The organism is Pseudomonas sp. AAC (assembly GCF_000725445.1).
Lineage (GTDB): Bacteria > Pseudomonadota > Gammaproteobacteria > Pseudomonadales > Pseudomonadaceae > Pseudomonas > Pseudomonas citronellolis.
The window spans coordinates 704,516-727,848 of record NZ_KL647096.1; the positions used below are offsets into that span (position 1 = coordinate 704,516).

At 69.5% G+C, this 23,333-nt stretch carries 22 protein-coding genes; 11 read left to right on the forward strand and 11 right to left on the reverse strand.

All coding sequences use genetic code 11. The features are described from left to right. Positions 1-15: 15 nt before the first annotated feature. The 3 genes from trpB to FG99_RS12970 all read left to right on the forward strand — a co-directional run bounded on the left by trpB (position 16) and on the right by FG99_RS12970 (position 2,535). A complete protein-coding gene (gene trpB, locus FG99_RS12960) occupies positions 16-1,224 on the forward strand; it encodes a tryptophan synthase subunit beta (protein WP_043270091.1) in 1,209 nt (402 codons plus the stop codon). Then, on the forward strand, positions 1,221-2,027 hold the full coding sequence (gene trpA / locus FG99_RS12965; RefSeq protein WP_043270093.1) for a tryptophan synthase subunit alpha: 807 nt from the start codon (positions 1,221-1,223) through the stop codon (positions 2,025-2,027). The genes trpB and trpA overlap by 4 nt, the downstream gene beginning before the upstream one ends. A gap of 124 nt (positions 2,028-2,151) precedes the next feature. Further along, on the forward strand, positions 2,152-2,535 hold the full coding sequence (locus FG99_RS12970; RefSeq protein WP_043270344.1) for an SMU1112c/YaeR family gloxylase I-like metalloprotein: 384 nt from the start codon (positions 2,152-2,154) through the stop codon (positions 2,533-2,535). 155 nt (positions 2,536-2,690) lie between these two features. Here FG99_RS12970 and FG99_RS12975 read toward each other — a convergent pair whose 3' ends face one another. Further along, positions 2,691-3,626, reverse strand: coding sequence for an AraC family transcriptional regulator (locus tag FG99_RS12975; RefSeq protein WP_009614506.1), 936 nt, complete (start codon positions 3,624-3,626; stop codon positions 2,691-2,693). 306 nt (positions 3,627-3,932) lie between these two features. On the opposite strand from FG99_RS12975, the gene FG99_RS12980 reads away from it, so the two are divergent. After that, positions 3,933-4,247, forward strand: coding sequence for an antibiotic biosynthesis monooxygenase family protein (locus FG99_RS12980; protein WP_043270095.1), 315 nt, complete (start codon positions 3,933-3,935; stop codon positions 4,245-4,247). 6 nt (positions 4,248-4,253) lie between these two features. Here FG99_RS12980 and FG99_RS12985 read toward each other — a convergent pair whose 3' ends face one another. The 5 genes from FG99_RS12985 to FG99_RS13005 all read right to left on the reverse strand — a co-directional run bounded on the left by FG99_RS12985 (position 4,254) and on the right by FG99_RS13005 (position 9,759). Further along, positions 4,254-6,635, reverse strand: a complete 2,382-nt coding sequence (locus FG99_RS12985) for a TonB-dependent receptor (RefSeq protein WP_051878806.1) — start codon at positions 6,633-6,635, stop codon at positions 4,254-4,256. Between the two features lie 367 nt (positions 6,636-7,002). Then, positions 7,003-7,926, reverse strand: coding sequence for a FecR family protein (locus tag FG99_RS12990; RefSeq protein ID WP_043270099.1), 924 nt, complete (start codon positions 7,924-7,926; stop codon positions 7,003-7,005). Then, complete coding sequence (locus FG99_RS12995) at positions 7,923-8,444, reverse strand: sigma-70 family RNA polymerase sigma factor (RefSeq protein WP_024128852.1); 522 nt, start codon at positions 8,442-8,444, stop codon at positions 7,923-7,925. Before FG99_RS12995 ends, FG99_RS12990 begins: the two co-directional genes overlap by 4 nt. 92 nt (positions 8,445-8,536) lie before the next feature. Further along, positions 8,537-8,866: a DOPA 4,5-dioxygenase family protein gene (locus FG99_RS13000; protein WP_043270100.1), complete on the reverse strand. Its 330-nt coding sequence runs from the start codon at positions 8,864-8,866 to the stop codon at positions 8,537-8,539. Next, complete coding sequence (locus FG99_RS13005) at positions 8,863-9,759, reverse strand: choline sulfate utilization transcriptional regulator (RefSeq protein ID WP_043270346.1); 897 nt, start codon at positions 9,757-9,759, stop codon at positions 8,863-8,865. The genes FG99_RS13000 and FG99_RS13005 overlap by 4 nt, the downstream gene beginning before the upstream one ends. 128 nt (positions 9,760-9,887) lie before the next feature. Between FG99_RS13005 and betC the strand changes: the two genes are divergently transcribed. From betC to FG99_RS13020, 3 genes are read left to right on the forward strand one after another with little or no spacing between them, the layout of a single operon-like run. Continuing rightward, on the forward strand, positions 9,888-11,396 hold the full coding sequence (gene betC, locus FG99_RS13010; protein WP_043270102.1) for a choline-sulfatase: 1,509 nt from the start codon (positions 9,888-9,890) through the stop codon (positions 11,394-11,396). Positions 11,397-11,434: 38 nt separating this feature from the next. Beyond that, on the forward strand, positions 11,435-12,358 hold the full coding sequence (locus FG99_RS13015) for a choline ABC transporter substrate-binding protein (protein ID WP_043270104.1): 924 nt from the start codon (positions 11,435-11,437) through the stop codon (positions 12,356-12,358). Positions 12,359-12,364: 6 nt separating this feature from the next. Next, entirely contained in the window at positions 12,365-13,921 is a 1,557-nt protein-coding gene (locus tag FG99_RS13020) for a SulP family inorganic anion transporter (RefSeq protein ID WP_043270106.1), read from the forward strand. A 276-nt stretch (positions 13,922-14,197) separates the two neighbouring features. Here FG99_RS13020 and aroE read toward each other — a convergent pair whose 3' ends face one another. Next, positions 14,198-15,019: a shikimate dehydrogenase gene (gene aroE / locus FG99_RS13025; protein WP_043270108.1), complete on the reverse strand. Its 822-nt coding sequence runs from the start codon at positions 15,017-15,019 to the stop codon at positions 14,198-14,200. Between the two features lie 63 nt (positions 15,020-15,082). Then, entirely contained in the window at positions 15,083-16,006 is a 924-nt protein-coding gene (hemF, locus tag FG99_RS13030) for an oxygen-dependent coproporphyrinogen oxidase (RefSeq protein WP_043270110.1), read from the reverse strand. A 181-nt stretch (positions 16,007-16,187) separates the two neighbouring features. Between hemF and FG99_RS13035 the strand changes: the two genes are divergently transcribed. Continuing rightward, entirely contained in the window at positions 16,188-17,165 is a 978-nt protein-coding gene (locus FG99_RS13035) for a quinone oxidoreductase family protein (protein ID WP_043270112.1), read from the forward strand. 346 nt (positions 17,166-17,511) lie between these two features. On the opposite strand, the gene FG99_RS13040 is transcribed toward FG99_RS13035, so the two are convergent. The 3 genes from FG99_RS13040 to FG99_RS13050 form a co-directional block, all read right to left on the reverse strand. Beyond that, positions 17,512-18,069, reverse strand: a complete 558-nt coding sequence (locus tag FG99_RS13040; RefSeq protein WP_009614490.1) for an L-threonylcarbamoyladenylate synthase type 1 TsaC — start codon at positions 18,067-18,069, stop codon at positions 17,512-17,514. Between the two features lie 44 nt (positions 18,070-18,113). Continuing rightward, entirely contained in the window at positions 18,114-19,208 is a 1,095-nt protein-coding gene (dprA, locus tag FG99_RS13045) for a DNA-processing protein DprA (protein WP_043270114.1), read from the reverse strand. A gap of 139 nt (positions 19,209-19,347) precedes the next feature. Continuing rightward, positions 19,348-20,373, reverse strand: a complete 1,026-nt coding sequence (locus tag FG99_RS13050; RefSeq protein ID WP_009614488.1) for a LysM peptidoglycan-binding domain-containing protein — start codon at positions 20,371-20,373, stop codon at positions 19,348-19,350. A 137-nt stretch (positions 20,374-20,510) separates the two neighbouring features. On the opposite strand from FG99_RS13050, the gene def reads away from it, so the two are divergent. The 3 genes from def to rsmB are packed head-to-tail and all read left to right on the forward strand — an operon-like array spanning position 20,511 to position 23,327. Beyond that, positions 20,511-21,017: a peptide deformylase gene (gene def, locus FG99_RS13055; RefSeq protein WP_009614487.1), complete on the forward strand. Its 507-nt coding sequence runs from the start codon at positions 20,511-20,513 to the stop codon at positions 21,015-21,017. Between the two features lie 58 nt (positions 21,018-21,075). Continuing rightward, entirely contained in the window at positions 21,076-22,020 is a 945-nt protein-coding gene (gene fmt / locus FG99_RS13060) for a methionyl-tRNA formyltransferase (RefSeq protein ID WP_043270116.1), read from the forward strand. Continuing rightward, entirely contained in the window at positions 22,017-23,327 is a 1,311-nt protein-coding gene (gene rsmB / locus FG99_RS13065) for a 16S rRNA (cytosine(967)-C(5))-methyltransferase RsmB (protein ID WP_043270118.1), read from the forward strand. The genes fmt and rsmB overlap by 4 nt, the downstream gene beginning before the upstream one ends. Positions 23,328-23,333 lie beyond the last annotated feature (6 nt).

A 23,333-nucleotide genomic window follows, 5' to 3' on the forward strand; every position in this document is an offset into this window, starting at 1 on the left:
CAGAGGAGCCTTCCCATGTCCACATTGCGCACCGGTCCCGACGCCAAGGGCCTGTTCGGCAGCTTCGGCGGCCAGTACGTCGCCGAGACGCTGATGCCGCTGATCCACGACCTGGCCCGCGAGTACGACAAGGCCAAGGAAGATCCGGAGTTCCACAAGGAACTGGCCTACTTCCAGCGCGACTACGTCGGCCGCCCGAGCCCGCTGTACTTCGCCGAGCGCCTGACCGAGCACTGCGGCGGCGCGAAGATCTACCTCAAGCGCGAAGAGCTGAACCACACCGGCGCGCACAAGATCAACAACTGCATCGGCCAGATCCTCCTGGCCAGGCGCATGGGCAAGCAGCGCATCATCGCCGAGACCGGCGCCGGCATGCACGGCGTGGCCACCGCCACCGTGGCGGCGCGCTTCGGCATGAAGTGCGTGGTCTACATGGGCACCACCGACATCGACCGCCAGCAGGCCAACGTCTTCCGCATGCGCCTGCTGGGCGCCGAGGTGATCCCGGTCACCGCCGGCACCGGCACTCTCAAGGACGCCATGAACGAAGCCCTGCGCGACTGGGTGACCAACGTCCACGACACCTTCTACCTGATCGGCACCGTGGCCGGCCCGCACCCCTACCCGGCGATGGTCCGCGACTTCCAGGCGGTGATCGGCAAGGAAACCCGCGAGCAGCTGGCCGAGAAGGAAGGGCGCCTGCCCGATTCCCTGGTCGCCTGCATCGGCGGCGGCTCCAACGCCATGGGCCTGTTCCACCCGTTCCTGGATGACGCCGGGGTGAAGATCATCGGCGTGGAAGCCGCCGGCCACGGCATCGAGACCGGCAAGCACGCGGCCAGCCTGAACGGCGGCGTGCCCGGCGTGCTGCACGGCAACCGCACCTTCCTGCTGCAGGACGAGGACGGCCAGATCATCGATGCCCACTCCATCTCCGCCGGCCTGGACTACCCCGGCATCGGCCCGGAACACGCGTGGCTGCACGACATCGGCCGCGTCGAGTACACCTCGATCACCGACCACGAAGCGCTGCAGGCCTTCCACACCTGCTGCCGCCTGGAAGGCATCATCCCGGCGCTGGAGTCCTCCCACGCCCTGGCCGAGGTGTTCAAGCGCGCGCCGAACCTGCCCAAGGACCACATCATGGTGGTGAACCTGTCCGGTCGTGGCGACAAGGACATGCAGACCGTCATGCACCACATGCAACAGGAGCAGCAAGCATGAGCCGCCTGCAGACCCGCTTCGCCGAACTGAAACAGCAGAACCGCGCCGCTCTGGTGACCTTCATCACCGCCGGCGACCCGGGCTACTCCACCTCGCTGGACATCCTCAAGGGCCTGCCCGAGGCCGGCGCCGACGTGATCGAGCTGGGCATGCCGTTCACCGACCCGATGGCCGACGGCCCGGCGATCCAGCTGGCCAACATCCGCGCCCTGGGCAACGGCCAGAACCTGGCCAGGACGCTGAAGATGGTCCGCGAATTCCGCGCCGGCAACGACAGCACCCCGCTGGTGCTGATGGGCTACTTCAACCCCATCCACTACTACGGCGTCGAGCGCTTCATCGCCGATGCCAAGGAAGCCGGCGTCGACGGCCTGATCATCGTCGACCTGCCGCCGGAGCATAACGAGGACCTGTGCCAGCCGGCCCAGGCCGCGGGGCTGGACTTCATCCGCCTGACCACCCCGACCACCGACGACAAGCGCCTGCCCACGGTGCTCGCGGGCAGCTCGGGCTTCGTCTACTACGTCTCGGTGGCCGGCGTGACCGGCGCGGGAGCCGCGACCCTGGAGCACGTCGAGCAGGCCGTGGCGCGCCTGCGCCGCCACACCGACCTGCCGGTGGCCATCGGCTTCGGCATCCGCACCCCGGAACACGCCGCCAGCGTCGCCCGCCTGGCCGACGGCGTGGTGGTGGGCTCGGCGCTGGTGGACAAGATCGCCAACGCGGGAAGCTCCGCCGACGCCGTGCAGGGCGTGCTGGGCCTGTGCCGCGAACTGGCCGAGGGCGTGCGCAAGGCGCGCTGAGGGCCCGGCTGCATGAGCGGGGCGATATCCAGCGATGGGTATCGCTTCGCTCAACGCCATCCTACGGGGGGCGGCGGGCAGGCTGCATAATGGGTCGGGTGTTTTTCCGCAGCGGCCCCAGCCCATGAATCTGCACAGCCTCCATCACGTTGCCCTGATCTGCTCCGATTACCCGCGTTCGAAACGCTTCTATACCGAGGTGTTGGGGCTGCGGGTTGTCGCCGAGACCTACCGCGCCGAGCGCGATTCCTGGAAGCTCGACCTGGCCCTGGGCGAGGTGCAGCTGGAGCTGTTCTCCTTCCCCGGCGCGCCGCCGCGGCCGTCCTATCCCGAGGCTCTGGGGCTGCGCCACCTGGCTTTTGCCGTGGAAGACCTGGAAGCGGCGGTGGTCGAGCTGGAGGGGCAGGGGGTGCGTTGCGAGCCGATCCGTTGCGATGGGTTGACCGGTAAGCGCTTTACCTTCTTCGCCGATCCGGACGGGTTGCCGTTGGAGTTGTACGAGCGTTGATAGATGCCCGCCGGCCTGTTGGCCGGAATCGCGGATGAATCCGCTCCTACCTTACAGGCAGGCACGGCTCCTACGCCCCCCGGCAAACACCGTGCCTCGTAGGATGGCGTTGAGCGAAGCGATACCCATCGCCATGCCGCGAGGCTCGGCCAAGGTCAGGCCGGCATCGCCGCGTCGCCCAGGGCGTTGCGCAGGCTGGCCAGGTCGCGCAGCGGCGGGGCGCCGAACAGGCGGCTGTATTCGCGGCTGAACTGCGAGGGGCTCTCGTAGCCCACGCGGTGGCCGGCCACCGCCACTTCCAGACCCTCGGAGAGCATCAGCCGGCGCGCCTCCTGCAGGCGCAGCTGCTTCTGGTACTGCAGCGGGCTGAGCGCGGTGACTTCCTTGAAGCGGTGGTGCAGGGTCGAGGGGCTGAGGTTGACCTCGCGGGCCAGGTCGTCGATGCGCAGAGCCTTGTCGAAGTTGCGGTTGAGCCATTCGATGGCGCGGGTCACCCGGTGCGTCTGGCTGTCGGTCATCGCCAGGTCGTGCAGCAGGTGGCCCTGGGGCCCGCGCAGCAGGCGGTAGAGAATCTCGCGGATGTACAGCGGCGCCAGCATGGCGATGTCGCGCGGGCTGTCGAGCAGGCGCATCAGCCGCAGCAGGGCGTCGAGCACCGAGGTGTCCAGGCGCTGCAGGTAGATGCCGCGGCTGGCCGGGCGCGGGGTGCTGCCGGCCAGGCCGGCGTCGGCGATCAGCCGCGTCAGTTCGCCCGGGTCGATGTCCAGGCGCAGCGACAGGTAGGGCTTGTCCGCCGAGGCGTCGACCACCTGGCCGCACACCGGCAGGGTCACCGAGACCACCAGCAGGTTGAGTTCGTCGTAGCGGTAGATTTCCGGGCCGACGCGGATTTCCTTGCTGCCCTGGGCGATGACGCACAGCGCCGGGCGGTACAGGGTGGGCATGCGGCCTTCGCTGGGCTGCTCCAGGCGCGCCAGCGACAGCGATTCGACGGCGGTGTCGTGGACGCCGGAGACGCCATTGCAGTGGCGCTCGATGATGTCGGCCAGTTCCTGGCGGCTGGCGGCGACGGGGTCGTGGGGTTGCGACATACGGGGGCCTCCGAGAGTGGCGGCGTCCAGCTTACGCCCGGGCACACGCGGGAAGTGTGACAGGGCGACGGACGCTGGAGGATCGGGCAAGCAATCGGCAGGATCGTACAAGCCAGCCAGCGCGGGAAGCCCCCATCATGCCAGCCAGGCCAGGGAATCCGCCGCTTCGGGCAAGGCGGCGCGGATGACGCAGGATCAGGCAAGAAGCCGACAGCATCCGTCTACCGCCCGCAGACGCCCGTCTCCTACTCTGGCACAACCGGGCCGAGCCCCCCTTCCAGCGCCCGGGACAGGAGGAGATCTTTCATGGCCATTCGACAACCGCTCGAACACCACCTGCTGATCCGCTCACGCCCCGGCCACGAGGCCGAGCTGGCGCAGCTGCTCGACCGCCTGATCAGCGCCGCGCACCAGTTGCCCGGCTGCCAGTCCTACGAGGTGCTGCTGCCGGCCACCCGCAGCGACTTCTGGCGCCTGCGCGGCCGCTGGGCCGATGCGCAAAGCCTGCAGGCCTACCTGGAACTGCCGCTGCAACAACTGCTGGGGGAAATCCTCCAGCATCACGCCCTCAGCCTGCACACCCACCTGGACGCGCCGCGCGAGGAATCCCGCGCGGCCTGAGCCCCCTCAGTACTCCATGCGCCAGCCCAGGGTGAAGGTGCGCCCGCGGCCCTGGTAGTCGTACAGGTAGGCCGGCCCGTAGGTCGGCGAGTAGAACAGCGTCGCCCGCTGCCCCCACACGGTGCTGTACTCGCGGTCCAGCAGGTTCTGGATGCCCGCGCTGAAGGTGCCGAAACCCGTCTTGCGTTCCCCCATCAGGTCGAAGGTGGTGTAGCCGTCGATCTCGTGGTCGGCGTCGTCCTTCAGGCTCATGGCGTGGTTGGCCTGCAGCCGCGCGCTGTTCAGCTCATCGTTCCAGCCGACGAAGGCGGTGGCCTTGGACAGCGAGGCGTAGCGCGCGTCGCGCTTGATCCAGTCGCCGTCGGCGTCCTCTTCCTCGGAGCGCACCAGGTGCAGGGTGGTGCCGCCCTGCCAGCCGTTCTGGAAGTAGCGCGTCAGCGCGCCCTCGAAGCCGAAGTCGCGGCTCTTCTGGTCGTTGACGTCGATGGTCAGGGTGGCCTGGTCGACGCTGATCACCTTGTCCGACCAGATGTAGTACACCGCCGTCTGCGCCTGCCAGTCCATGTCCGCATAGCGCCAGCCCAGCTCGACCTGGCGGCTCTTGATGCCGGCCAGCGGGTTGTCGTCCACCGAGAGCCCGGGCTTGCCGTAGTACTTGGCCGGGTCGGGCAGGTCGAAGCCTTCGCTGTAGTTGCCCCACAGCTGGTGGCCGTTGTGGAAGTCGTAGATGGCGCCGAGGTTGAACAGGTTGACCTGGTAGTCGTTGTTGCCGCCGGGCACGCCCTTGAAGTCGTCGACCTCGACGTCCATCTTCTGGTGCCGCGCGCCGCCGGAGAGGGTCAGGGCGTCGGTCAGCTTGTAGTCCAGCTGGCCGTAGAACGACAGGCCGTCGACCACGTAGCTGGGGTAGCGCGGCGCGCTGCTGGCGGTACTCAGGTCGAGGCCGCCGCTTTCCGAGGAGACCAGCTGGTCGAAGGTCTTCTGCTCGGCGTTGAAGCGCTCGTGGTCCAGGTCCACGCCGTAGGTGAGCTTCAGCTTGTCCCACTGCTTGCTGAACAGGCCCTTGAGGCCGCTGACCTCGAAGTTCTGCTGCGAGGCGGCGAAGTACACGCCGGTGCTGCCGGCCGGCTTGCCGGCGTTGTAGTAGGGGAAGGGGTAGAAGTTGTCGTCTTCCTTGCGGTAGTAGGCCTGCAGGTAGAAGTCCTGGTCCAGCAGGTTGGCGTGGTGGTAGTTGGCGTTGAGCAGCAGGCGGCGCGTCTGCGGCTCCAGGTCGGTGTCCATGCCGCTGCGGATCTGCGCATCGTCCAGGTCCGAGGGGGCCTTGTAGTTCAGGTGCGGAAAGTAGATGCCGGTGCTGCCGTCGTTGCCCGAGTCGTAGTACTGGGCCAGCAGGTCCAGGCTCTGCTCGTCGGTGAACTGCGCGGTGAGGTTGCCCATGACGTCGACGGTGCGGTTGTACTGCAGGTCGGTCTGGGTGTTGTCGATGAAGATCTGGTTGCCGGCGCCGTCGTAGAAGGCTTCGTTCTTCTCCGCGGAAACGCCCAGGCGCCCGCTCAGGCGATCGCTGCCGCCGCTGACCGACTGGGCCAGGCGGGTGGAGAGGTCGTCGCTGTTGTTGAAGCCGCTGCTGGCGCCCAGCTGGCTTTCGAAGCGGGCACTGCCGGGCACGCCCTTCTTGGTGATGATGTTGATGATGCCGCCGGTGGCGCCGCCGCCGTAGATGGCGCTGGCACCGGAGAGCACTTCGATGCGCTCGACGTTGAACGGCGAGATGCTGTCGAACTGCCGCGACAGGCCGCGGGAGCTGTTCTGGCTGACGCCGTCGATCATCACCAGCACGTTGCGCCCGCGCATGTTCTGGCCGTAGTTGGTGCGGCCTTCCGGGGCCAGGTCGAGGCCGGGGACCAGCTTGCCCACCGCTTCCTTGAGGCTGACGCCGGTGTCCAGCTGTTCGCGCAGCTGCGCCTGGTCCACCACCCAGACGGTGCCGGGGATGGAGCTGATGTCGGTGGGCGTGCGCGCGGCCACGCTGATCTGCGTCGGCGCCATGCTCAGCGGCTCGCCGCCGGCGGCCTTCTCGCGCTGCAGCACCACGGTGCGCTCGTCGCTGAAGCTCCAGCGCATGCCGCTGCCGGAAAGCAGCTTGTCCAGCGCCTCCTCGCGGCTGTAGCGGCCGTCCAGGCCGGGGCTCTTCAGGCCCTGGACGTCCTCGGAGTTGAACAGCAGGTGCAGCCCGGCCTGGTCGGCGAACTGCGTCAGGGCGCTGTCCAGGCTGCGCGGCGCGATATGCAGCTCGACGTCCTCGGCGGCCAGGGCCAGGGGGCTGGCGCCGCCGAGCAGGGCGGCCAGGGCCAGGGCGCGGTACAGCGGGGAGAGGCGGTGATGCATGCGGGGGTTTCCGTTCTTGTGGGCAGGGCGCGTTTGTTGGGAATTCTTCGCGTTCATGCCTACGACGAAACGGGGTGGGGGATCTTGCAGTGGGGGAGGTAAAAATTTTTGCGCGGGGTCTGGTTTTGTATTTTGGAGCGAGCTTGCTCGCGAACGGCGGTTACCGGCGGCTTCGGTGTGTTGGTTTGGCGCCGTTCCCTCTCCCCAGCCCTCTCCCTGAAGGGAGAGGGGGCTTGTCCGTGCCGAGAAAGGATCTGGTGTTAGCCGGATACTCGGTACAAGCCGGCTAACGCCGAAATATCAGCGCATGCCCAACGGTCCCCTCTCCCTTCAGGGAGAGGGTTAGGGAGAGGGCGCTCTCCAGCCCCTACGAAGAAACCGGCCTAACCACCACCAACCAGGGCAACCGCGTCACCCGCACCGGCTGCAACCGCTGCAACGTCTGCAGCAGCGCATCGGGATCGTCCAGATCGAACACCCCGCTCACCCTGTGCCGCCGCAAGCCGGCATCGGTCAGCAGGATGCGCCCCGGCAGGTAGCGCTCCAGTTCCGCCAGCACCTCGCCCAGCGGGCGCTGGTTGAAGATCAGCTTGCCGCGCTGCCAGGCGCTGGCGCTGTCCAGGTCCAGCGGCTGCACCGGGCCGGGGGCGGCTTCTCCGCGATAGGCCAGGCGCTCGCCGGCGGCCAGGCGCACCGCCGGTTTGCCGCCGGCCTCCACCCGCACCACGCCCTCGCTGACCGCCACCTGCACTTCCGGGCCGCGGCTGTCGACGTCGAAGCGGGTGCCCACGGCGGTGACTTCGCCGTCGCCAGCATGCACCACGAAGGGCCGCTGCGCGTCCTTGGCCACTTCGAACAGCGCCTCGCCGCCATACAGATGCAGGCTCCGACGGCTGGCGGAGAAGTCCACCGACAGCGCGCTGGCGCTGTTCAGCCAGACGCGGCTGCCGTCGGCCAGCTCGATCATCCGCCGCTCGCCGGTACGGGTGGCGTAGTCGGCGTACAGGCCCGCCACCGGCGTGGGCAGCGCCAGCGCCACGGCCAGCGCGGCGACGCAAGCGGCCGCTGCCACAGCGACGAGGCGGCGCGGGCGCAGCAGGCGGTGGCGGCGCGCCGTGCGGGTGGCCGGCAGGGCGCCCCACAGCGCCTCGGCGCTGCGCGCGGCGCTTTCGTGCTCGGGGCTCTGCGCGCGCCACTGGGCGAACGCGCTGCGGCGGCCGGCTTCGACGCGGCCGGAATGCAGCTCCGCCAGCCAGTCGATGGCCTGATTCTCCAGGTCCCGGCGGCTCATGGCTGCGCCTCCCGCTGTTGCAGGTGGTCGCGGCAATGGCGCATGGCCTGGACGATGTACTTGCCCACCATGCTCTCGGAAACGCCAAGGCGACGGGCGATCTGCGCGTGGGTCAGGCCGTCCAGGCGGTTCATCAGCAGCGCCTGGCGGGCCTTGGGCGGCAGCTGGTCGAGGGCGGCGTCGAGCTGTTCCAGGGCCTCGCGGGCCAGCAGGTTGCGCTCCAGGCCGGCGCCGGGGTCGCTGACCTCGTTGGCCGCCGTCTCCTCCACGTGCAGCTCGGCCAGCCGGCCCTCGCGGCGCAGGTTGTCGATGGCCAGGTTGCCGGCGACGCGGAACAGGTAGGCGCGCGGGTCCTGCACTTCGGCCTCCGGGGCCTGGTCGGCCAGGCGCAGCCAGGTGTCCTGGGCGACGTCGGCGGCGCGCTGGTTGTCGCCCAGGCGGCGGGCGAGGAAGCGCAGCAGGTCCGCATAGTGCGCCTGGAAGCTCTGCAGGAGGTGGGAGGAGGCGAAACGCCGCATGATGACCGCGATACCCTGGAATACCGGCCCGCCGTGGGCGGGCCGCCGGTAAAGCGGGCAAGCATACACCGAATCGAGAATCATTATCGAACTCAGCCGAACTGCGACAGGTCCAGCGGCCGCACCGCGCCCATCCAGATGGCGTGGTCGCGGTGGTCGCGCAGGTCGTCGCCGGTGTCCGGGTGGATGAACACCACCAGGCCATCGCGGTGCAGCGCCAGCCAGGGCACCACGGCGGCGAAGGCGTCGTTGCCGAAGGCCAGCTGGCAGCTCCAGTCCGGGTGCGGGCCGACCGGGCGCTGGTGCATGCGACCCATCTTCACGCCGAACAGGCGCACCGCCTCCTCGCACAGCTGGCGGGCCTGCTCCAGGCTGTCGGCATCGTAGTAGACGTGGGCGTGGTAGCCGTGGATCTCGTTCATGGGTCCTGTTCCAGTTCGGCGCGCAGCCAGTCGACGAAGGGCTGCAGCAGGCGGGCGCGGCGCTTGCGCTCGGGCAGCACGGCGTAATAGCCGTAGCGCGAGGCGGCGCTCTCGCGGATGGGCCGGCACAGTAACCCCTGCTCCAGCAGTTCGTCGACCAGGTGGCGCCAGCCGATGGCCACGCCCTGGCCGGCGATGGCCGCCTGCACCAGTAGCGTGTAGTTGTCGAAGCGTAGCCCGGCAGCCTCCGGCGGGCGCGGCAGTTCCAGGGCGCGGAACAGCCCCGGCCAGTCGAACCAGCGGCTGTGGGCCTCGGGCTTCAGGTGCAGCAACGGCAGGCGCTGCAGCTCCTCCAGCGGCAGCGGCGCCTGGCGCTCGCCCAGCAGGCGCGGGCTGCACACCGGGAAGACTTCCTCGCCGAACAGCAGCAGCGGCTCGCCATGCTTGAAGCGCCCGTCGCCGAAGGCGATGGCCACGTCCACGTCGCTGCGCAGGCTGCTGGGGCTGCGCTCGCTGCTCAGCAGGCTGACGTCCAGTTCCGGGTGCAGCTGGCGGAAGCGCGGCAGGCGCGGCATCAGCCAGTAGGCGGCGAAGGCGAAGTCGGTGGCCACCTGCAGCACCTCCTGGGTGCGCCGGGCGCTGACCGCCTCGACCCCGGCCTCCAGTTCCGCCAGCCCGGCCTGCACGTGGCGCAGCAGCAACTGGCCGCTTTCCGTCAGAACGATCCCACGGTGCACCCGGTCGAACAGACGTGTGCCGAGCAACTTCTCCAGGCGCTTGATCTGCTGGCTCACCGCCGGCTGGCTGCTGCCCAGCTCGGCAGCGGCCGCGGTGAAGCCCTGCTCGCGGGCCGCGCACTCGAACACGCGGAGCAGCTCCAGGGGCAGGCTCATGGGTTCGCCACCCATAAGCTGGTGTTATCCGAAGCATGTATGGCCATGCGGTTTACCCCCTGCCGGCGCGGCGTGACACTGCTGCCACGCACTATTCCATAACAACCGTGCATAGGATAAGCCTCGCCATGCCACGCCCGAACATTCTCTTCATCATGGCCGACCAGATGGCCGCGCCCCTGCTGCCCCTGCACGATGCCGCCTCGCCGATCCGCATGCCCAACCTGATGCGCCTGGCGGAACAGGCCGTGGTGTTCGATTCGGCCTACTGCAACAGCCCGCTGTGCGCGCCCTCGCGCTTCACCCTGGTCAGCGGCCAGCTGCCGACCAAGATCGGCGCCTGGGACAACGCCGCCGACTTCGCCGCCGACGTCCCCACCTACGCCCACCACCTGCGCCGCCTGGGCTACCGCACAGCGCTGTCGGGCAAGATGCACTTCTGCGGCCCGGACCAGCTGCACGGCTACGAAGAGCGCCTGACCAGCGACATCTACCCCGCCGACTACGGCTGGGCGGTGAACTGGGACGAGCCGGAGGTGCGCCCCAGCTGGTACCACAACATGTCCTCGGTGCTGCAGGCCGGGCCCTGCGTGCGCACCAACCAGCTGGATTTCGACGACGAGGTGGTGTTCAAGGCGCGCCAGTACCTCTACGACCACGTCCGCGAGCACGCCGAGCAGCCGTTCTGCCTGACCGTCTCCATGACCCACCCCCACGACCCCTACACCATCCCCCGCGAGTACTGGGACCTGTACCGCGACGAGGACATCCCGCTGCCGTCGGTGGAACTGGCGCAGCACGAGCAGGACCCGCACTCCCAGCGCCTGCTCAAGGTCATCGACCTGTGGGGCAAGCCGCTGCCGCCGGAGAAGATCCGCGACGCCCGCCGCGCCTACTTCGGCGCCTGCAGCTACGTCGACGCGCAGATCGGCGCGCTGCTCAGGACCCTGGAGGAATGCGACCTGGCCGAGAACACCCTGGTGGTGTTCTCCGGCGACCACGGCGACATGCTTGGCGAGCGCGGCCTCTGGTACAAGATGCACTGGTTCGAGATGGCCGCCCGCGTGCCCATGCTGATCCACGCGCCGGGCCGCTTCGCCGCGCGCCACGTGGCCGAGTCGGTGTCCACCCTCGACCTGCTGCCGACCCTGGTGGAACTGGCCGGCGGCGAGCTGCCGGCGGACCTGGAGCTGGACGGCCGCTCGCTGCTGCCGCACCTGCGGGGCCAGGGCGGGCACGACGAGGTGATCGGCGAGTACACCGCCGAGGGCACCCTCAGCCCGCTGATGATGATCCGCCGTGGCGACTACAAGTTCGTCTATTCCGAACAGGACCCGTGCCTGCTCTACGATCTGAAGAACGACCCGCGCGAGCTGGAGAACCTGGCCGGCTCCGCGGCGCACCGCGAGCTGTTCGACGCCTTCCTGGCCGAGGCCCGGCAGCGCTGGGACATCCCGGCGATCACCGCCCGCGTGCTGGCCAGCCAGCGCCGCCGGCGCTTCGTCGCCGACGCCTTGCAGCGCGGCAAGCTGACCAGCTGGGACCACCAGCCGTTCGTCGATGCCAGCCAGCAGTACATGCGCAACCACATCGACCTGGACGACCTGGAGCGCCGCGCCCGTTACCCCAGACCCTGACCATAACCACAACCAGAAAAAGCCGAGGGGAGATAAGCATGACCAAGTTAAGTGCATTGCTGCTGGCCACCACCATGGCGCTGGCCGGCCAGGCCGCGCAGGCCGAGGACGACGCCTGCGCCACGGTGAAACTGGCCGATCCGGGCTGGACCGACATCGCCGTGACCAACGGCGTCGCCAGCTTCCTGCTCGACAGCCTCGGCTACCAGGCCAAGGTCGACACCCTCTCGGTGCCGATCACCTACGGCGGCCTGCGCGACGGCCAGGTGGACGCCTTCCTCGGCAACTGGATGCCGGCGCAGCAGGGCTTCCACGACCAGTTCATCGCCAGCGGCCAGGTCACGCGACTGGCGAAGAACCTGGAGGGCACCGAATTCACCCTCGCCGTGCCGACCTACGTCTATAACGCCGGGGTGAAGAACTTCGCCGACCTGCAGAAGCACGCCGACCAGTTCAACCACAAGGTCTACGGCATCGGCTCGGGCGCGCCGGCCAACCAGTCGATCCAGAAGATGATCGGCGGCAACGAGTTCGGCCTGGGCGACTGGAAGCTGGTGGAATCCAGCGAGCAGGCGATGCTCGCCGAGGTCGGCCGGGCGGTTAAGCGCGAGCGCTGGATCGTCTTCCTCGGCTGGACGCCGCACCCGATGAATGTGAAGTACGACATGAAGTACCTGGCCGGCGGCGACAAGTACTTCGGCAGCACCGGCAGCGTCTACACCGTCACCCGCAACGGCTACGCCCAGCAGTGCCCGAACAGCGCGAAGCTGCTGGCCAACCTGAGCTTCGACCTGAAGATGGAGAACGCCATCATGGCCGAGGTGCTGGAGAAGAACGTGAAGAACGCCGACGCGGTGAAGGCCTGGATCAAGGCCAACCCGCAGGTCCTGGGCAAGTGGCTGGACGGGGTGAAGGCCCGCGACGGCGGCGATGCCCTGGCCGCCGTGCAGGCCAAGCTCTGACCGCCGATGGAGCGCCTGTATCGCCTGCTGCCGTTCCTCGCCTGGCTGCCGGGCCTCGGCCCGCGGGCGATGGCGCGGGAAGCCTGGGTCGGCCTGGCCGGCGCGGTGCTGGCCCTGCCGCAGTCCATCGCCTACGCGCTGATCGCCGGGCTGCCGCCGCAGTACGGCCTGTACGCGGCCATGCTGCCGGTGGTGGTGGCCTGCCTGTGGGGCTCATCCAGGCACATGGTCGGCGGGCCCACCGCGGCCATCTCGGTGGTGCTCTACGCCACGGTGGCGCCCCTGGCGCCGCCGGGCAGCGAGACGTTCATCCAGTACGTGCTGCTGCTGACCTTCCTCGCCGGCATCCTGCAATGGGCCCTGGGGGCGATGCGCGCCGGGGTGCTGCTGAACTTCGTCTCGCACTCGGTGATGCTCGGCTTCACCCTGGGCGCCGCGCTGGTCATCGCCCTGGGCCAGTTGCCGTATCTGCTAGGCGTGGAAGTGCACAGCCGCGGCAGCGCCCTGGACGGCACGCGTCTGCTGCTGGCGCGGCTGGGCGAGTGCGAGCCGGCGTCCCTGGCCATCGGCCTGCTCAGCCTGGCGGCGAGCCTGCTGTGCCGCTGGCTGCGGCCGCGCTGGCCGGCGCTGATGTTCGGCCTGCTGCTGGCCAGCCTGACGGTGTGGGCGCTGCCCGCGTGGTTCGGCGGCGTGGCGCGGGTGCAGGCCTTCGCCAGCGCCTTGCCGCCGTTCAGCCCATTGCAGGTCGACGCGGCCGGCATCGCCGCGCTGCTGCCCGGGGCCCTGGCCTGCGGCCTGCTCGGCCTGGTCACCAGCCTGTCCATCGCCCGCGCCCTGGCCGCGCGCAGCCAGCAGGTGCTGGACACCAACCAGGAAATCCGCGCCCAGGGCCTGTCCAACCTGGTCGGCCCCTGGTTCTCCGGCAGCCTTTCGGCGGGCTCCTTCACCCGCTCCGGGCTCAACCTCGAAGCCGGCGCGCGCACGCCGCTGGCCGGGGTGTTCTCCGCCGCCTGGGTCGCCGTGCTGGCGGTGGCCGGCGCCGGGCTGATCACCCACATCCCGCTGCCGGCCATGGCCGGCGGCATCCTGCTGATCGCCTGGGGCCTGGTCGACCGCCCGGCCCTGCGCGCCCTCTGGCGCGGCAGCCGCAGCGAGTTCGCGGTGATGGCCCTGACCGCCGCGGCGACTTTGCTGCTGCCGCTGCAGAACGCCATCTACCTGGGCGTGCTGGCCTCGCTGCTGCTCTACCTGCGGCGCACCTCGCAGCCACGGGTGGAACGCTGGCAGGCCAGCGAGGAGGAAGTGCTGCGGGTGGAAGGCTCGATCTTCTTCGGCGCCTGCGACTACCTGCAGCGCCTGATCCAGGCCAGCCAGGGCCGGCGCCTGGTGCTGGATGCCAGGCACGTGAACTTCATCGACTTCGCCGGGGCGCACATGCTGCAGCAGGAAGCCCGCCGGCTGGCCGGCGAAGGGCGGCATCTGATCCTGCGCCATGCAAGGCCGAGGGTACGTGAGGAATTGGCGCGGCAGATGGGCGAAGGCGCGGTATTGCAGGTGGAGTAGGGCGCATAACGCCTAGGGCGTTATCCGCCGATTGGCCATGGCCCCAGAGCGCGCCGGGTTCAGCCTCGGAGTGAGCGATGAGATCGGTCAGGCGGCGTATAACCGCGAACGGTTATACGCCCTACGTTACCGGTGCTTTTCGTAGGATGGGTTGAGCTTGCGAAACCCATGCGGCCATCGGTGATGGGTATCGCTTCGCTCAACCCATCCTACGGGGCTGCACACCGAAGCCCCTGGCAAGCACCGTTCGCGAGCAAGCTCGCTCCTACGAAGAGCCTAGCCGGCCAACTGCCGCCGCAGTTCATCCAGCACCGGCCGCGAATCCGGCCGCACCCCGCGCCACAGCACGAAGGCCTCCGCCGCCTGCTCCACCAGCATGCCCAGGCCATCGATGCAGCGCGCCGCGCCATGCTCGGCGGCCCAGCGGTTGAAGGCGGTCGGCTCCTTGCCGTACATCATGTCGTAGCAGACGGTGTGCCCCGGGCGGATCAGCGCCGCGTCGATGGGCGGCAGCTCGCCGGCCAGGCTGGCCGAGGTGCCGTTGACGATCAGGTCGAAGGGTTCGTCGCGCAGGTCGAAGCCGCCGGCGCGCACCGTGCCCAGGTCGGCGAACTCGCGGGCCAGCTGCTCGGCCTTGGCCGCGGTGCGGTTGAGCACCACCAGCGCCGCCGGGCCCTCGGCCAGGAAGGGTTCGAGGATGCCGCGCACCGCGCCGCCGGCGCCCAGCACCAGCACGCGGCGGCCCTTGAGCGCCACGCCATTGTTCACCACCAGGTCGCGGGTCAGGCCGGCGCCATCGGTGTTGTCGCCCAGCAGGCGGCCGTCGTCGAGTCTCTTCAGGGTGTTCACCGCACCGGCGCGGCGGGCGCGCTCGGTGAGCTCACCGCACAGGCGGTAGGCGTCTTCCTTGAAGGGCACGGTGACGTTGGCGCCCAGGCCCTCGGCGAAGAACCCGCGGGCGGCCCCAGCGAAGTCGTCCAGCGGCGCCAGCTGGGCGTCGTAGGTGAGCGCCTGGCCGGTCTGCTCGGCGAACAGGCGGTGGATCAGCGGCGACTTGCTGTGGCCGATGGGGTTGCCGAAGACGCAATAACGATTCATAGGCTTTTTGAGCTGGAAGCTGGAAGCTGGAAGCTTGAGGCTTTTTTCTTCCGGCTTCCAGCTTCAGGCTTCCGGCTTCAACCCCAACCAATCGCGATCCTGGAGGAAATACTCGGTCAGCCGCGCCTCTTCGCTGCCCGGCTCGGGTTTCCAGTCGTAGCCCCAGCGCACCTGCGGCGGCAGCGACATGAGGATCGACTCGGTGCGCCCGCCGGACTGCAGGCCGAACAGGGTGCCGCGGTCGTAGACCAGGTTGAACTCCACGTAGCGGCCGCGGCGGAATTCCTGGAACTCGCGCTGCTGCTCGGTCCAGGCCTGGGCCTTGCGCTTGCGCACGATGGGCAGGTAGGCCTCGATGTAGGCGTCGCCTATGGCGCGCAGGAAGGCGAAGCTGGTGTCGAAGTCCCATTGGTTCAGGTCGTCGAAGAACAGGCCGCCGATGCCGCGCGGCTCGTTGCGGTGCTTGAGGTGGAAGTAGCGGTCGCACCACTCCTTGTAGCGCGGGTAGACGTCCTCGCCGAAAGGCGCGCAGGCCTCGCGGGCGACCTTGTGCCAGTGCACGCAGTCTTCCTCGTGGGCGTAGTAGGGCGTCAGGTCGAAGCCGCCGCCGAACCACCACACCGGCTCCTCGCCTTCCTTCTCGGCGATGAAGAAGCGCACGTTGGCGTGGGAGGTCGGCACGTGGGGGTTGCGCGGGTGGATCACCAGCGACACGCCCAGGGCCTGGAAGCCGCGCCCGGCCAGTTCCGGGCGGTGCGCGCTGGCCGATGGCGGCAGGCCGGCGCCGAACACGTGGGAGAAGTTCACCCCGCCCTTCTCGATCAGCGCGCCATCGCCGATCACCCGGGTGCGGCCACCGCCGCCGGCCGGACGCTCCCAGGCATCCTCGATGAAGCGGGCGCCGCCGTCCTCGGCTTCGAGGGCGGAGCAGATGCGGTCTTGCAGGTCGAGCAGGTAGGCCTTCACGGCCTGGATAGGGTCGGTCACGGGATCACCTTGGAGCGGGAAAGCCTTGCGGCGCCGGGGCTGCAGGCCGGGAGAGGAGCGCAAGCATAGCATTCCCGGCCGCCACGCCATGCTTGACGGCGGTCAACAAGGCGGCTTGGATGAAGGACTTTTCCCAACGCGGCGCCGGCCCCTCCGGCGTCGCATGCAGCAGGAGATCGACATGGCCAAGCGCATCCAGTTCGCCCGCACCGGCGGCCCCGAAGTCCTCGAATACCTCGACTACACCCCCGCCGAGCCGGGCCCGAAGGAAGTCCGCGTACGCAACCGCGCCATCGGCCTGAACTTCATCGACAACTACTTCCGCAGCGGCCTCTACCCGGCCCCGGCGCTGCCCTCCGGGCTGGGCACCGAGGGCGCCGGCGAGGTGGAGGCGGTGGGCAGCGAGGTGAGCAACGTCAAGGTCGGCGACCGCGTCGGCTATGCCACCGGCCCGCTGGGCGCCTACAGCGAACTGCACGTGCTGCCGGCGGCCAACGTGGTGAAGCTGCCCGACACCATCGACTTCGAGACCGCCGCCGCGGTGATGCTCAAGGGCCTGACCGTGCAGTACCTGCTGCGCCAGACCTACAACGCCCAGCCCGGCCAGACCGTGCTCTGGCACGCGGCCGCCGGCGGCGTCGGGCTGATCGCCTGCCAGTGGGCCAAGGCCCTGGGGGTGAAGCTGATCGGCACCGTCGGCTCGGCCGCCAAGGCGGAGCTGGCCAAGGCCCACGGCGCCTGGGCGACCATCGACTACAGCCAGGAGAACGTGGCGGAGCGCGTGCTGCAGCTCACCGACGGCAAGAAGTGCCCGGTGGTCTACGACTCGGTGGGCAAGGACACCTGGCCGATCTCCCTGGACTGCGCCGCGCCGCGCGGGCTGATCGTCAGCTTCGGCAACGCCTCGGGCCCGGTGGACGGCGTCAACCTGGGCATCCTGGCGCAGAAGGGCTCGCTGTTCGTCACCCGCCCGACGCTGTTCGGCTACGCCAACACCCCCGAGCGCCTGCAGGCGATGGCCGAGGACCTGTTCGGCATGCTCGTCTCGGGCAAGGTCAAGGTGGAGATCAACCAGCGCTACGCCCTGGCCGACGCGGCCAAGGCGCAGACCGAGCTGGCGGCGCGGCGGACCACCGGGTCGACCATTCTGTTGCCTTGAGGGAAAGGGCACGGCTTCTCGTAGGAGCGAGCTTGCTCGCGAACCGGATTTGCCGGGGACAGCGGATGTTGGCGTTCAGAGCGCCCCCTCCCTAACCCTCCCCCGCAAGCGGGAGAGGGGACCGTTCGGTGTGTTCGGGGAGTTTTGGTGTTAGCCGGCTACCGCGAGGTTTTCGGCTGGCGCCATACCATTTCTCGACACGGACAGCCCCCTCTCCCTTCAGGGCGGGGCGCGCAGCCGAGGGTTGGGGAGAGGGGACGGAGCCAAACTAAAACACCGAAGTCACAGCTGAGCACTGTTCGCGAGCAAGAGCTAGGCGCCCCCCCTCGCTCCTACGAAGAGCCTCTCAGGCCGGGCGCACGGTCCGGCCGGTGACCAGGTCGCGGATCACGCTGGGGTTGCGCCGGCCGCCGAGCTTGCCGTCGAGCACGCCGTCCAGCTCGCCGCGGAAGTACTGCTCCACCCGCAGCCGCGAGCGCGCCGCCGGGCGCCCGGCGGGGTTGGCCGAGGTGGACACCAGCGGGCCGGTCAGCGCGCAGAGTTCGCGCACCAGCGGGTGTTCGCTGACGCGCAGGGCCACGCTGTCGTGCTGGCCGGTGATCCACTCCGGCAGGCGCCCCTGGTGCGGCACCAGCCAGGTGTTCGGGCCCGGCCAGGTCGCGCCCAGGCGGTCCTGCCATTCCTGCGGCAGGTCGGCGAGCAGGAAGTCGAACTGACGGATGTTGTCGGCCACCAGGATCAGGCCCTTCTCCACCGGCCGCGCCTTGATGGCCAGCAGGCGGTAGACGGCATCCTCGTTCCAGGGGTCGCAGCCCAGGCCCCAGACGGCTTCGGTCGGGTAGGCGATGACGCCGCCCTCGCGCACTATCCTGGCCACACGCTGCACACGCCAGCTGCTGATCATCGGCAAACTCCGGGGAAATAACGATTGCGCGGCAGTTTACGTGCTCAGCCGCCGCGATGCACCCAGACGCCGGCCTCGCAGGCCACCTTGCCCTCCAGTTCCAGCTCGGTCAGCGCCGCCAGCACCTGTGGCAGCGCCCAGCCACTGCCGGCGGCCAGCGCCTCGCTGCCCTGCGGGGCGGCGCGCAGCAAGTCCAGCAGCGGGTGCGCCTGCGGCGGCGGGGCCGGTTCGCTGGCGGGTGCTTCGGCGGTCCAGCCGCTCAGGCCTTCGAGGATGTCGTCGATGCGCTCCACCAGGGTGGCGCCCTGGCGGATCAGCTCGTGGCAGCCGCGGGCGCCGGGATGGTGGATGGAACCGGGAATGGCATAGACCTCGCGGCCCTGCTCGGCGGCCAGCCGCGCGGTGATCAGCGAGCCGCTGGCCGGGCTGGCCTCCACCACCAGCACACCCAGGGACAGGCCGCTGATGATGCGGTTGCGCCGCGGGAAGTTGTCCGGCCGCGGCGGGCAGTCCAGCGGCAGTTCGGACAGCAGCGCGCCGCCGCCCTCGACGATGCGCCGCGCCAGCCCCAGGTGCCGCCGCGGGTACAGGCATTGCAGGCCAGTGCCGAGCACCGCCAGGGTGACGCCACCGGCCTCCAGCGCGCCTTCATGGGCGGCGCCGTCGATGCCCAGGGCCAACCCGCTGGTGATGGCGAAGCCGCCGCCGGCCAGGCTGCGGGCGAAGGCGCGGGCGGTGTCCAGCCCCGGGCGGCTGGCGCGGCGGCTGCCGACCACCGCCAGTTGCGGCCGGCCCAGGGCCGCGCGGGCGCCCTCGACGAACAGCAGCGGCGGCGCATCGCTCAGCTCCGCCAGCAGCGCGGGGTAGTCCTCGGCGTCCCACATCAGCAGGTGCCGCTCGGGCCCTTCCAGCCAGCGCAGAGCCTCGGCCGCTGCCTGGCGTGTCGTTTCGCTGCGCCGCGCCTCGGCGCTGGCCGCCGGCAGGCCAAGGGAACGCCAGGCCGCGGCGGGCGCGCTGAGGGCGGCGGAGGCGCTGCCGAAGGCTGCCAGCAGGGCGGCGAAGCGCCGCGGCCCCAGTTCGGGCAGGGCGTGCAGGCGCAGGCGGGCTTCCAGTTCGGCGGGGGAGGGTTGGCGGGGCATGGCGACAGTCCTTGGCGCGTTGGCGGGAACCCCGACTATGCCGCGTCCGCCGGCTGACGCCTGCCGGACGCTTCGGAAGATACGGCCGGCAGAAGCGAAGAACCCCGCCGTGGCGGGGTTCTTCATACAGGCGCGCCGATCAGGGATTGCGCACCTTGTCCTGCACTTCCAGCGAACGGTTGGCGGTAAGCACCAGGCCGTAGCTGAGACGGTTGTAGGTACGGAAAATCATCACCAGCCCGGAGCGCTCGTCGGGGATCTTCACCAGATCACCGCTGACACGATCCCGCACCGTCTCGCCGAGCTTGTAGATGGCCAGTACGTTGCCTTCCTCCAGACCATCGCGGCTGCCCTTGTCGATGGTCACCACATCGTACTTGCCGATCTGGGTGACGCCGCGCGGCACGTCGATGATGCTGCCCTTGATCGGCGTCTTCGGCTCGCTGGGCATGAAGATCGAGGTCACCGCGCGTTCCTCGGTGGGGAACAGGCGGTCGCCCGGCCGCACTTCCTGGGTGGTGCGCGTCAGGTTGAGGGTGGCGATGTCGTCTTCCTTGGCGATCACCCGGGCGCTGCCGACGTCCATGGCGTCGACGCCGAGGACTTCCTTGGTGTCCGGGTCGGAGTAGATCTTGCCCTGGCGGAAGATGCCGTAGCTGCCTTCCTCGGCCAGGGAGTCGCCGCGGGCGTAGGCGCGGTCGCCGGCGCCGCTGACCACGCGCTCGGCATCGCCGGCGACCATGTAGGGGGCGTTGCTGAAGTCACCCTCGCTGTCGACGATACGGTTGGACAGCAGGAAGGCGTTGATCTTGTCCAGCGGGATGGTCGGCACCGCCTCGGCCATGGGCGTGCTGCGCACCTTGGGCGACAGCTTGATGGTGCCGTGGGAGGCGCCGCGGTTGAGCACCAGGCGCGGCTGGCCGTCGATGTACACCAGGCTGAGGACGTCGCCGGGGTAGATCAGGTGCGGGTTGCGAATCTGCGGATTCACCTGCCAGATCTCCGGCCACTTCCAGGGCTTGCTCAGGAACTTGCCGGAGATGTCCCAGAGGGTGTCGCCCTTGACCACCGTATAGCGGTCCGGGTGGCCGTCCCTGAGTTCCACGGCACCCTGCGCCATGCTTCCTGCCGCCAGCAGCAGCACGGCGAGTAGTGTTTTCCTCATGCGGTGAATCCCTTTATTATGTATACACATGAAACGCTGGAAAGCCGCCCCTACCGGGCCTTCCAGGGTTTTTCGATGCTGCTCGGCATATTAGCAGCCGATTTTTACTTTATTCCACAAGTGCATCACAAACGCATATGGCCATTCTGAACATCCTCGAATTCCCCGATCCGCGCCTGCGCACGATCGCCAAGCCTGTCGAGGTGGTCGACGATAGCGTGCGCCAACTGGTCGACGACATGTTCGAAACCATGTACGAGGCGCCCGGCATCGGCCTGGCCGCCACCCAGGTGAACGTGCACAAGCGCGTGGTGGTGATGGACCTGTCCGAGGACAAGTCCGAGCCGCGCGTGTTCATCAACCCGGAACTGGAGCCGCTCACGCAAGAGATGGGCGAATACCAGGAGGGTTGCCTGTCGGTGCCTGGCTTCTACGAGAATGTCGACCGCCCGCTGCGGGTGCGCGTCAAGGCGCTGGACCGCGACGGCAAGGCCTTCGAGGAAATCGCCGAGGGCCTGCTGGCGGTGTGCATTCAGCATGAATGCGACCACCTGAACGGCAAGCTGTTCGTCGACTACCTGTCCAACCTCAAGCGCGACCGGATCAAGAAGAAGCTGGAAAAGCAGCACCGCCAGCGCGCCTGACACCCTCCTCCCCAAAGGCTTGCCCCGGCAAGCCTTTTTTCTTTAAGCGAGCCTACGCATGAGCCAAGCATTGCGCATCGTCTTCGCCGGGACCCCGGAATTCGCCGCCGAGCACCTCAAGGCCCTGCTCGATACCCCGCACCAGATCGTCGCCGTCTACACCCAGCCGGACCGCCCGGCCGGCCGCGGCCAGAAGCTGATGCCCAGCCCGGTCAAGCAGCTCGCCGCGCAGCATGGCCTGCCGGTACTGCAGCCACCGACCCTGCGCGCCCCCGAAGCCCAGGCCGAACTGGCGGCGCTGCAGCCGGACCTGATGGTGGTGGTCGCCTACGGCCTGATCCTGCCCCAGGCAGTGCTGGACATCCCACGCCTGGGCTGCATCAACAGCCATGCCTCGCTGCTGCCGCGCTGGCGCGGTGCCGCGCCCATCCAGCGCGCGGTGCAGGCCGGCGATGCCGAGAGCGGCGTAACCGTGATGCAGATGGAAGCGGGCCTGGACACCGGGCCGATGCTGCTCAAGGTCAGCACGCCGATTTCCGCCGAAGACACCGGCGGCAGCCTGCACGACCGCCTGGCGCGCCTGGGCCCGCCGGCGGTGGTCGAGGCCATCGCCGGCCTGGCCGCCGGCACGCTCAAGGGCGAAGTGCAGGACGACGCCCTGGCCACCTACGCGCACAAGCTCAGCAAGGACGAGGCGAAGCTCGACTGGAGCCGCCCGGCCGTGGAGCTGGAGCGCGCCGTGCGCGCCTTCGATCCCTGGCCGGTGTGCCACACCACCCTGAACGGCGAGCCGCTGAAGGTCTGGGCCGCGCGCCTGGGCGAGGGTAGGGGCGAGCCGGGGAAAATCCTCGGCGCCAGCCGTGACGGCCTGCTGGTCGGCTGCGGCGAAGGCAGCCTGCTGCTGACCCGCGTGCAGCTGCCCGGCGGCAAGCCGCTGGCCTTCGCCGACCTGTTCAACAGCCGCCGCGAGCAGTTCGCCAGCGGCCTGGTGCTCGGCCAATGAGCCTCAGCCCGCGCCTCGCCGCGGCCCGCGCCCTGGCCGCCGTACTCGCCGGCCGCGCCTCGCTGGGCGGCTCGCTGCCGCCGCAGCTGGAGCTGGTGGCCCCGCGCGACCGCGGCCTGACCCAGGAGCTGGCCTTCGGCGCCGCGCGCTGGCAGCCGCGCCTGGCGGCCCTGGCCGCGCGCCTGTTGCAGAAGCCGTTCAAGGCCGGCGACCGCGACGTCGAGGCGCTGCTGCTGGTCGGCCTGTACCAGTTGCTCTACACCCGCATTCCGCCCCACGCAGCCATCGGCGAGACCGTCGGCTGCGCCGACAAGCTGAAGAAGTCCTGGGCCAAGGGCCTGCTCAACGCCGTGCTGCGCCGCGCCCAGCGCGAGGGCGAAGTGCTGCTGGCCGACGTCGACCGCGACCCGGCCGCGCGCCTGGCCCACCCGCGCTGGTTGCAGAAGGCGCTGAAGCAGGCCTGGCCGGAGCAGTTCGAAGCCGTTTGCGCGGCGAACAACGCCCACCCGCCGATGACCCTGCGGGTGAACCGCCGCCAGGGCAGCCGGGACGATTACCTGGCCGAACTGCAGGCCGCCGGCATCGAGGCCACGCCCTGCGCCTACAGCCGCGACGGCATCCAGCTGGCCCAGCCCTGCGACGTGCGCGAGCTGCCGGGCTTCGCCGAAGGCCGCGTGAGCGTGCAGGACGAGGCCGCGCAACTGGCCGCCGACCTGCTGGAACTCGCCCCCGGCCAGCGCGTGCTCGACGCCTGCTGCGCCCCCGGCGGCAAGACCTGCCACCTGCTGGAGGCCGAACCGGGCCTGGCCGGCGTGCTGGGCGTGGACCTGGAAGAAAGTCGCCTGGTGCGCGTGCGCGAGAACCTGCAGCGCCTGCGACTAGATGCCACGCTGGTCGCCGCTGACGGACGCGATACCGTCGCCTGGTGGGACGGCAAGCCGTTCCAGCGCATCCTGCTGGACGCGCCCTGCTCGGCCACCGGGGTGATCCGCCGGCACCCGGACATCAAGCTGACCCGCGCCGCCGAGGACATCCCGGCCCTGGCGCAGTTGCAGGGCGAGCTGCTCGACGCGCTGTGGCCGACCCTGGAGGTGGGCGGCATCCTGCTCTACGCCACCTGCTCGGTGATGCCCCAGGAGAACCGCGAATCCATCGCCGCCTTCCTCGCCCGCACCCCCGGCGCCCGCGAGCTGGACCTGGCCGGGCCCTGGGGCCTGAAGCAGGCCCACGGGCGCCAGCTGTTGCCGCAAGAGGGCGGGCACGACGGTTTCTACTATGCCAAGCTCATCAAGATCTCAGCCCGCTAGCACTGC

What these genes read in the sequence shown, in the direction of transcription:
- trpB (WP_043270091.1), top strand. Translation starts at nt 16, where the DNA reads ATGTCCACATTGCGCACCGGTCCCGACGCCAAGGGCCTGTTCGGCAGC.
- trpA (WP_043270093.1), top strand. Translation starts at nt 1,221, where the DNA reads ATGAGCCGCCTGCAGACCCGCTTCGCCGAACTGAAACAGCAGAACCGC.
- FG99_RS12970 (WP_043270344.1), top strand. Translation starts at nt 2,152, where the DNA reads ATGAATCTGCACAGCCTCCATCACGTTGCCCTGATCTGCTCCGATTAC.
- FG99_RS12975 (WP_009614506.1), bottom strand. Translation starts at nt 3,626, where the DNA reads ATGTCGCAACCCCACGACCCCGTCGCCGCCAGCCGCCAGGAACTGGCC.
- FG99_RS12980 (WP_043270095.1), top strand. Translation starts at nt 3,933, where the DNA reads ATGGCCATTCGACAACCGCTCGAACACCACCTGCTGATCCGCTCACGC.
- FG99_RS12985 (WP_051878806.1), bottom strand. Translation starts at nt 6,635, where the DNA reads ATGCATCACCGCCTCTCCCCGCTGTACCGCGCCCTGGCCCTGGCCGCC.
- FG99_RS12990 (WP_043270099.1), bottom strand. Translation starts at nt 7,926, where the DNA reads ATGAGCCGCCGGGACCTGGAGAATCAGGCCATCGACTGGCTGGCGGAG.
- FG99_RS12995 (WP_024128852.1), bottom strand. Translation starts at nt 8,444, where the DNA reads ATGCGGCGTTTCGCCTCCTCCCACCTCCTGCAGAGCTTCCAGGCGCAC.
- FG99_RS13000 (WP_043270100.1), bottom strand. Translation starts at nt 8,866, where the DNA reads ATGAACGAGATCCACGGCTACCACGCCCACGTCTACTACGATGCCGAC.
- FG99_RS13005 (WP_043270346.1), bottom strand. Translation starts at nt 9,759, where the DNA reads ATGAGCCTGCCCCTGGAGCTGCTCCGCGTGTTCGAGTGCGCGGCCCGC.
- betC (WP_043270102.1), top strand. Translation starts at nt 9,888, where the DNA reads ATGCCACGCCCGAACATTCTCTTCATCATGGCCGACCAGATGGCCGCG.
- FG99_RS13015 (WP_043270104.1), top strand. Translation starts at nt 11,435, where the DNA reads ATGACCAAGTTAAGTGCATTGCTGCTGGCCACCACCATGGCGCTGGCC.
- FG99_RS13020 (WP_043270106.1), top strand. Translation starts at nt 12,365, where the DNA reads ATGGAGCGCCTGTATCGCCTGCTGCCGTTCCTCGCCTGGCTGCCGGGC.
- aroE (WP_043270108.1), bottom strand. Translation starts at nt 15,019, where the DNA reads ATGAATCGTTATTGCGTCTTCGGCAACCCCATCGGCCACAGCAAGTCG.
- FG99_RS13035 (WP_043270112.1), top strand. Translation starts at nt 16,188, where the DNA reads ATGGCCAAGCGCATCCAGTTCGCCCGCACCGGCGGCCCCGAAGTCCTC.
- FG99_RS13040 (WP_009614490.1), bottom strand. Translation starts at nt 18,069, where the DNA reads ATGATCAGCAGCTGGCGTGTGCAGCGTGTGGCCAGGATAGTGCGCGAG.
- dprA (WP_043270114.1), bottom strand. Translation starts at nt 19,208, where the DNA reads ATGCCCCGCCAACCCTCCCCCGCCGAACTGGAAGCCCGCCTGCGCCTG.
- FG99_RS13050 (WP_009614488.1), bottom strand. Translation starts at nt 20,373, where the DNA reads ATGAGGAAAACACTACTCGCCGTGCTGCTGCTGGCGGCAGGAAGCATG.
- def (WP_009614487.1), top strand. Translation starts at nt 20,511, where the DNA reads ATGGCCATTCTGAACATCCTCGAATTCCCCGATCCGCGCCTGCGCACG.
- fmt (WP_043270116.1), top strand. Translation starts at nt 21,076, where the DNA reads ATGAGCCAAGCATTGCGCATCGTCTTCGCCGGGACCCCGGAATTCGCC.
- rsmB (WP_043270118.1), top strand. Translation starts at nt 22,017, where the DNA reads ATGAGCCTCAGCCCGCGCCTCGCCGCGGCCCGCGCCCTGGCCGCCGTA.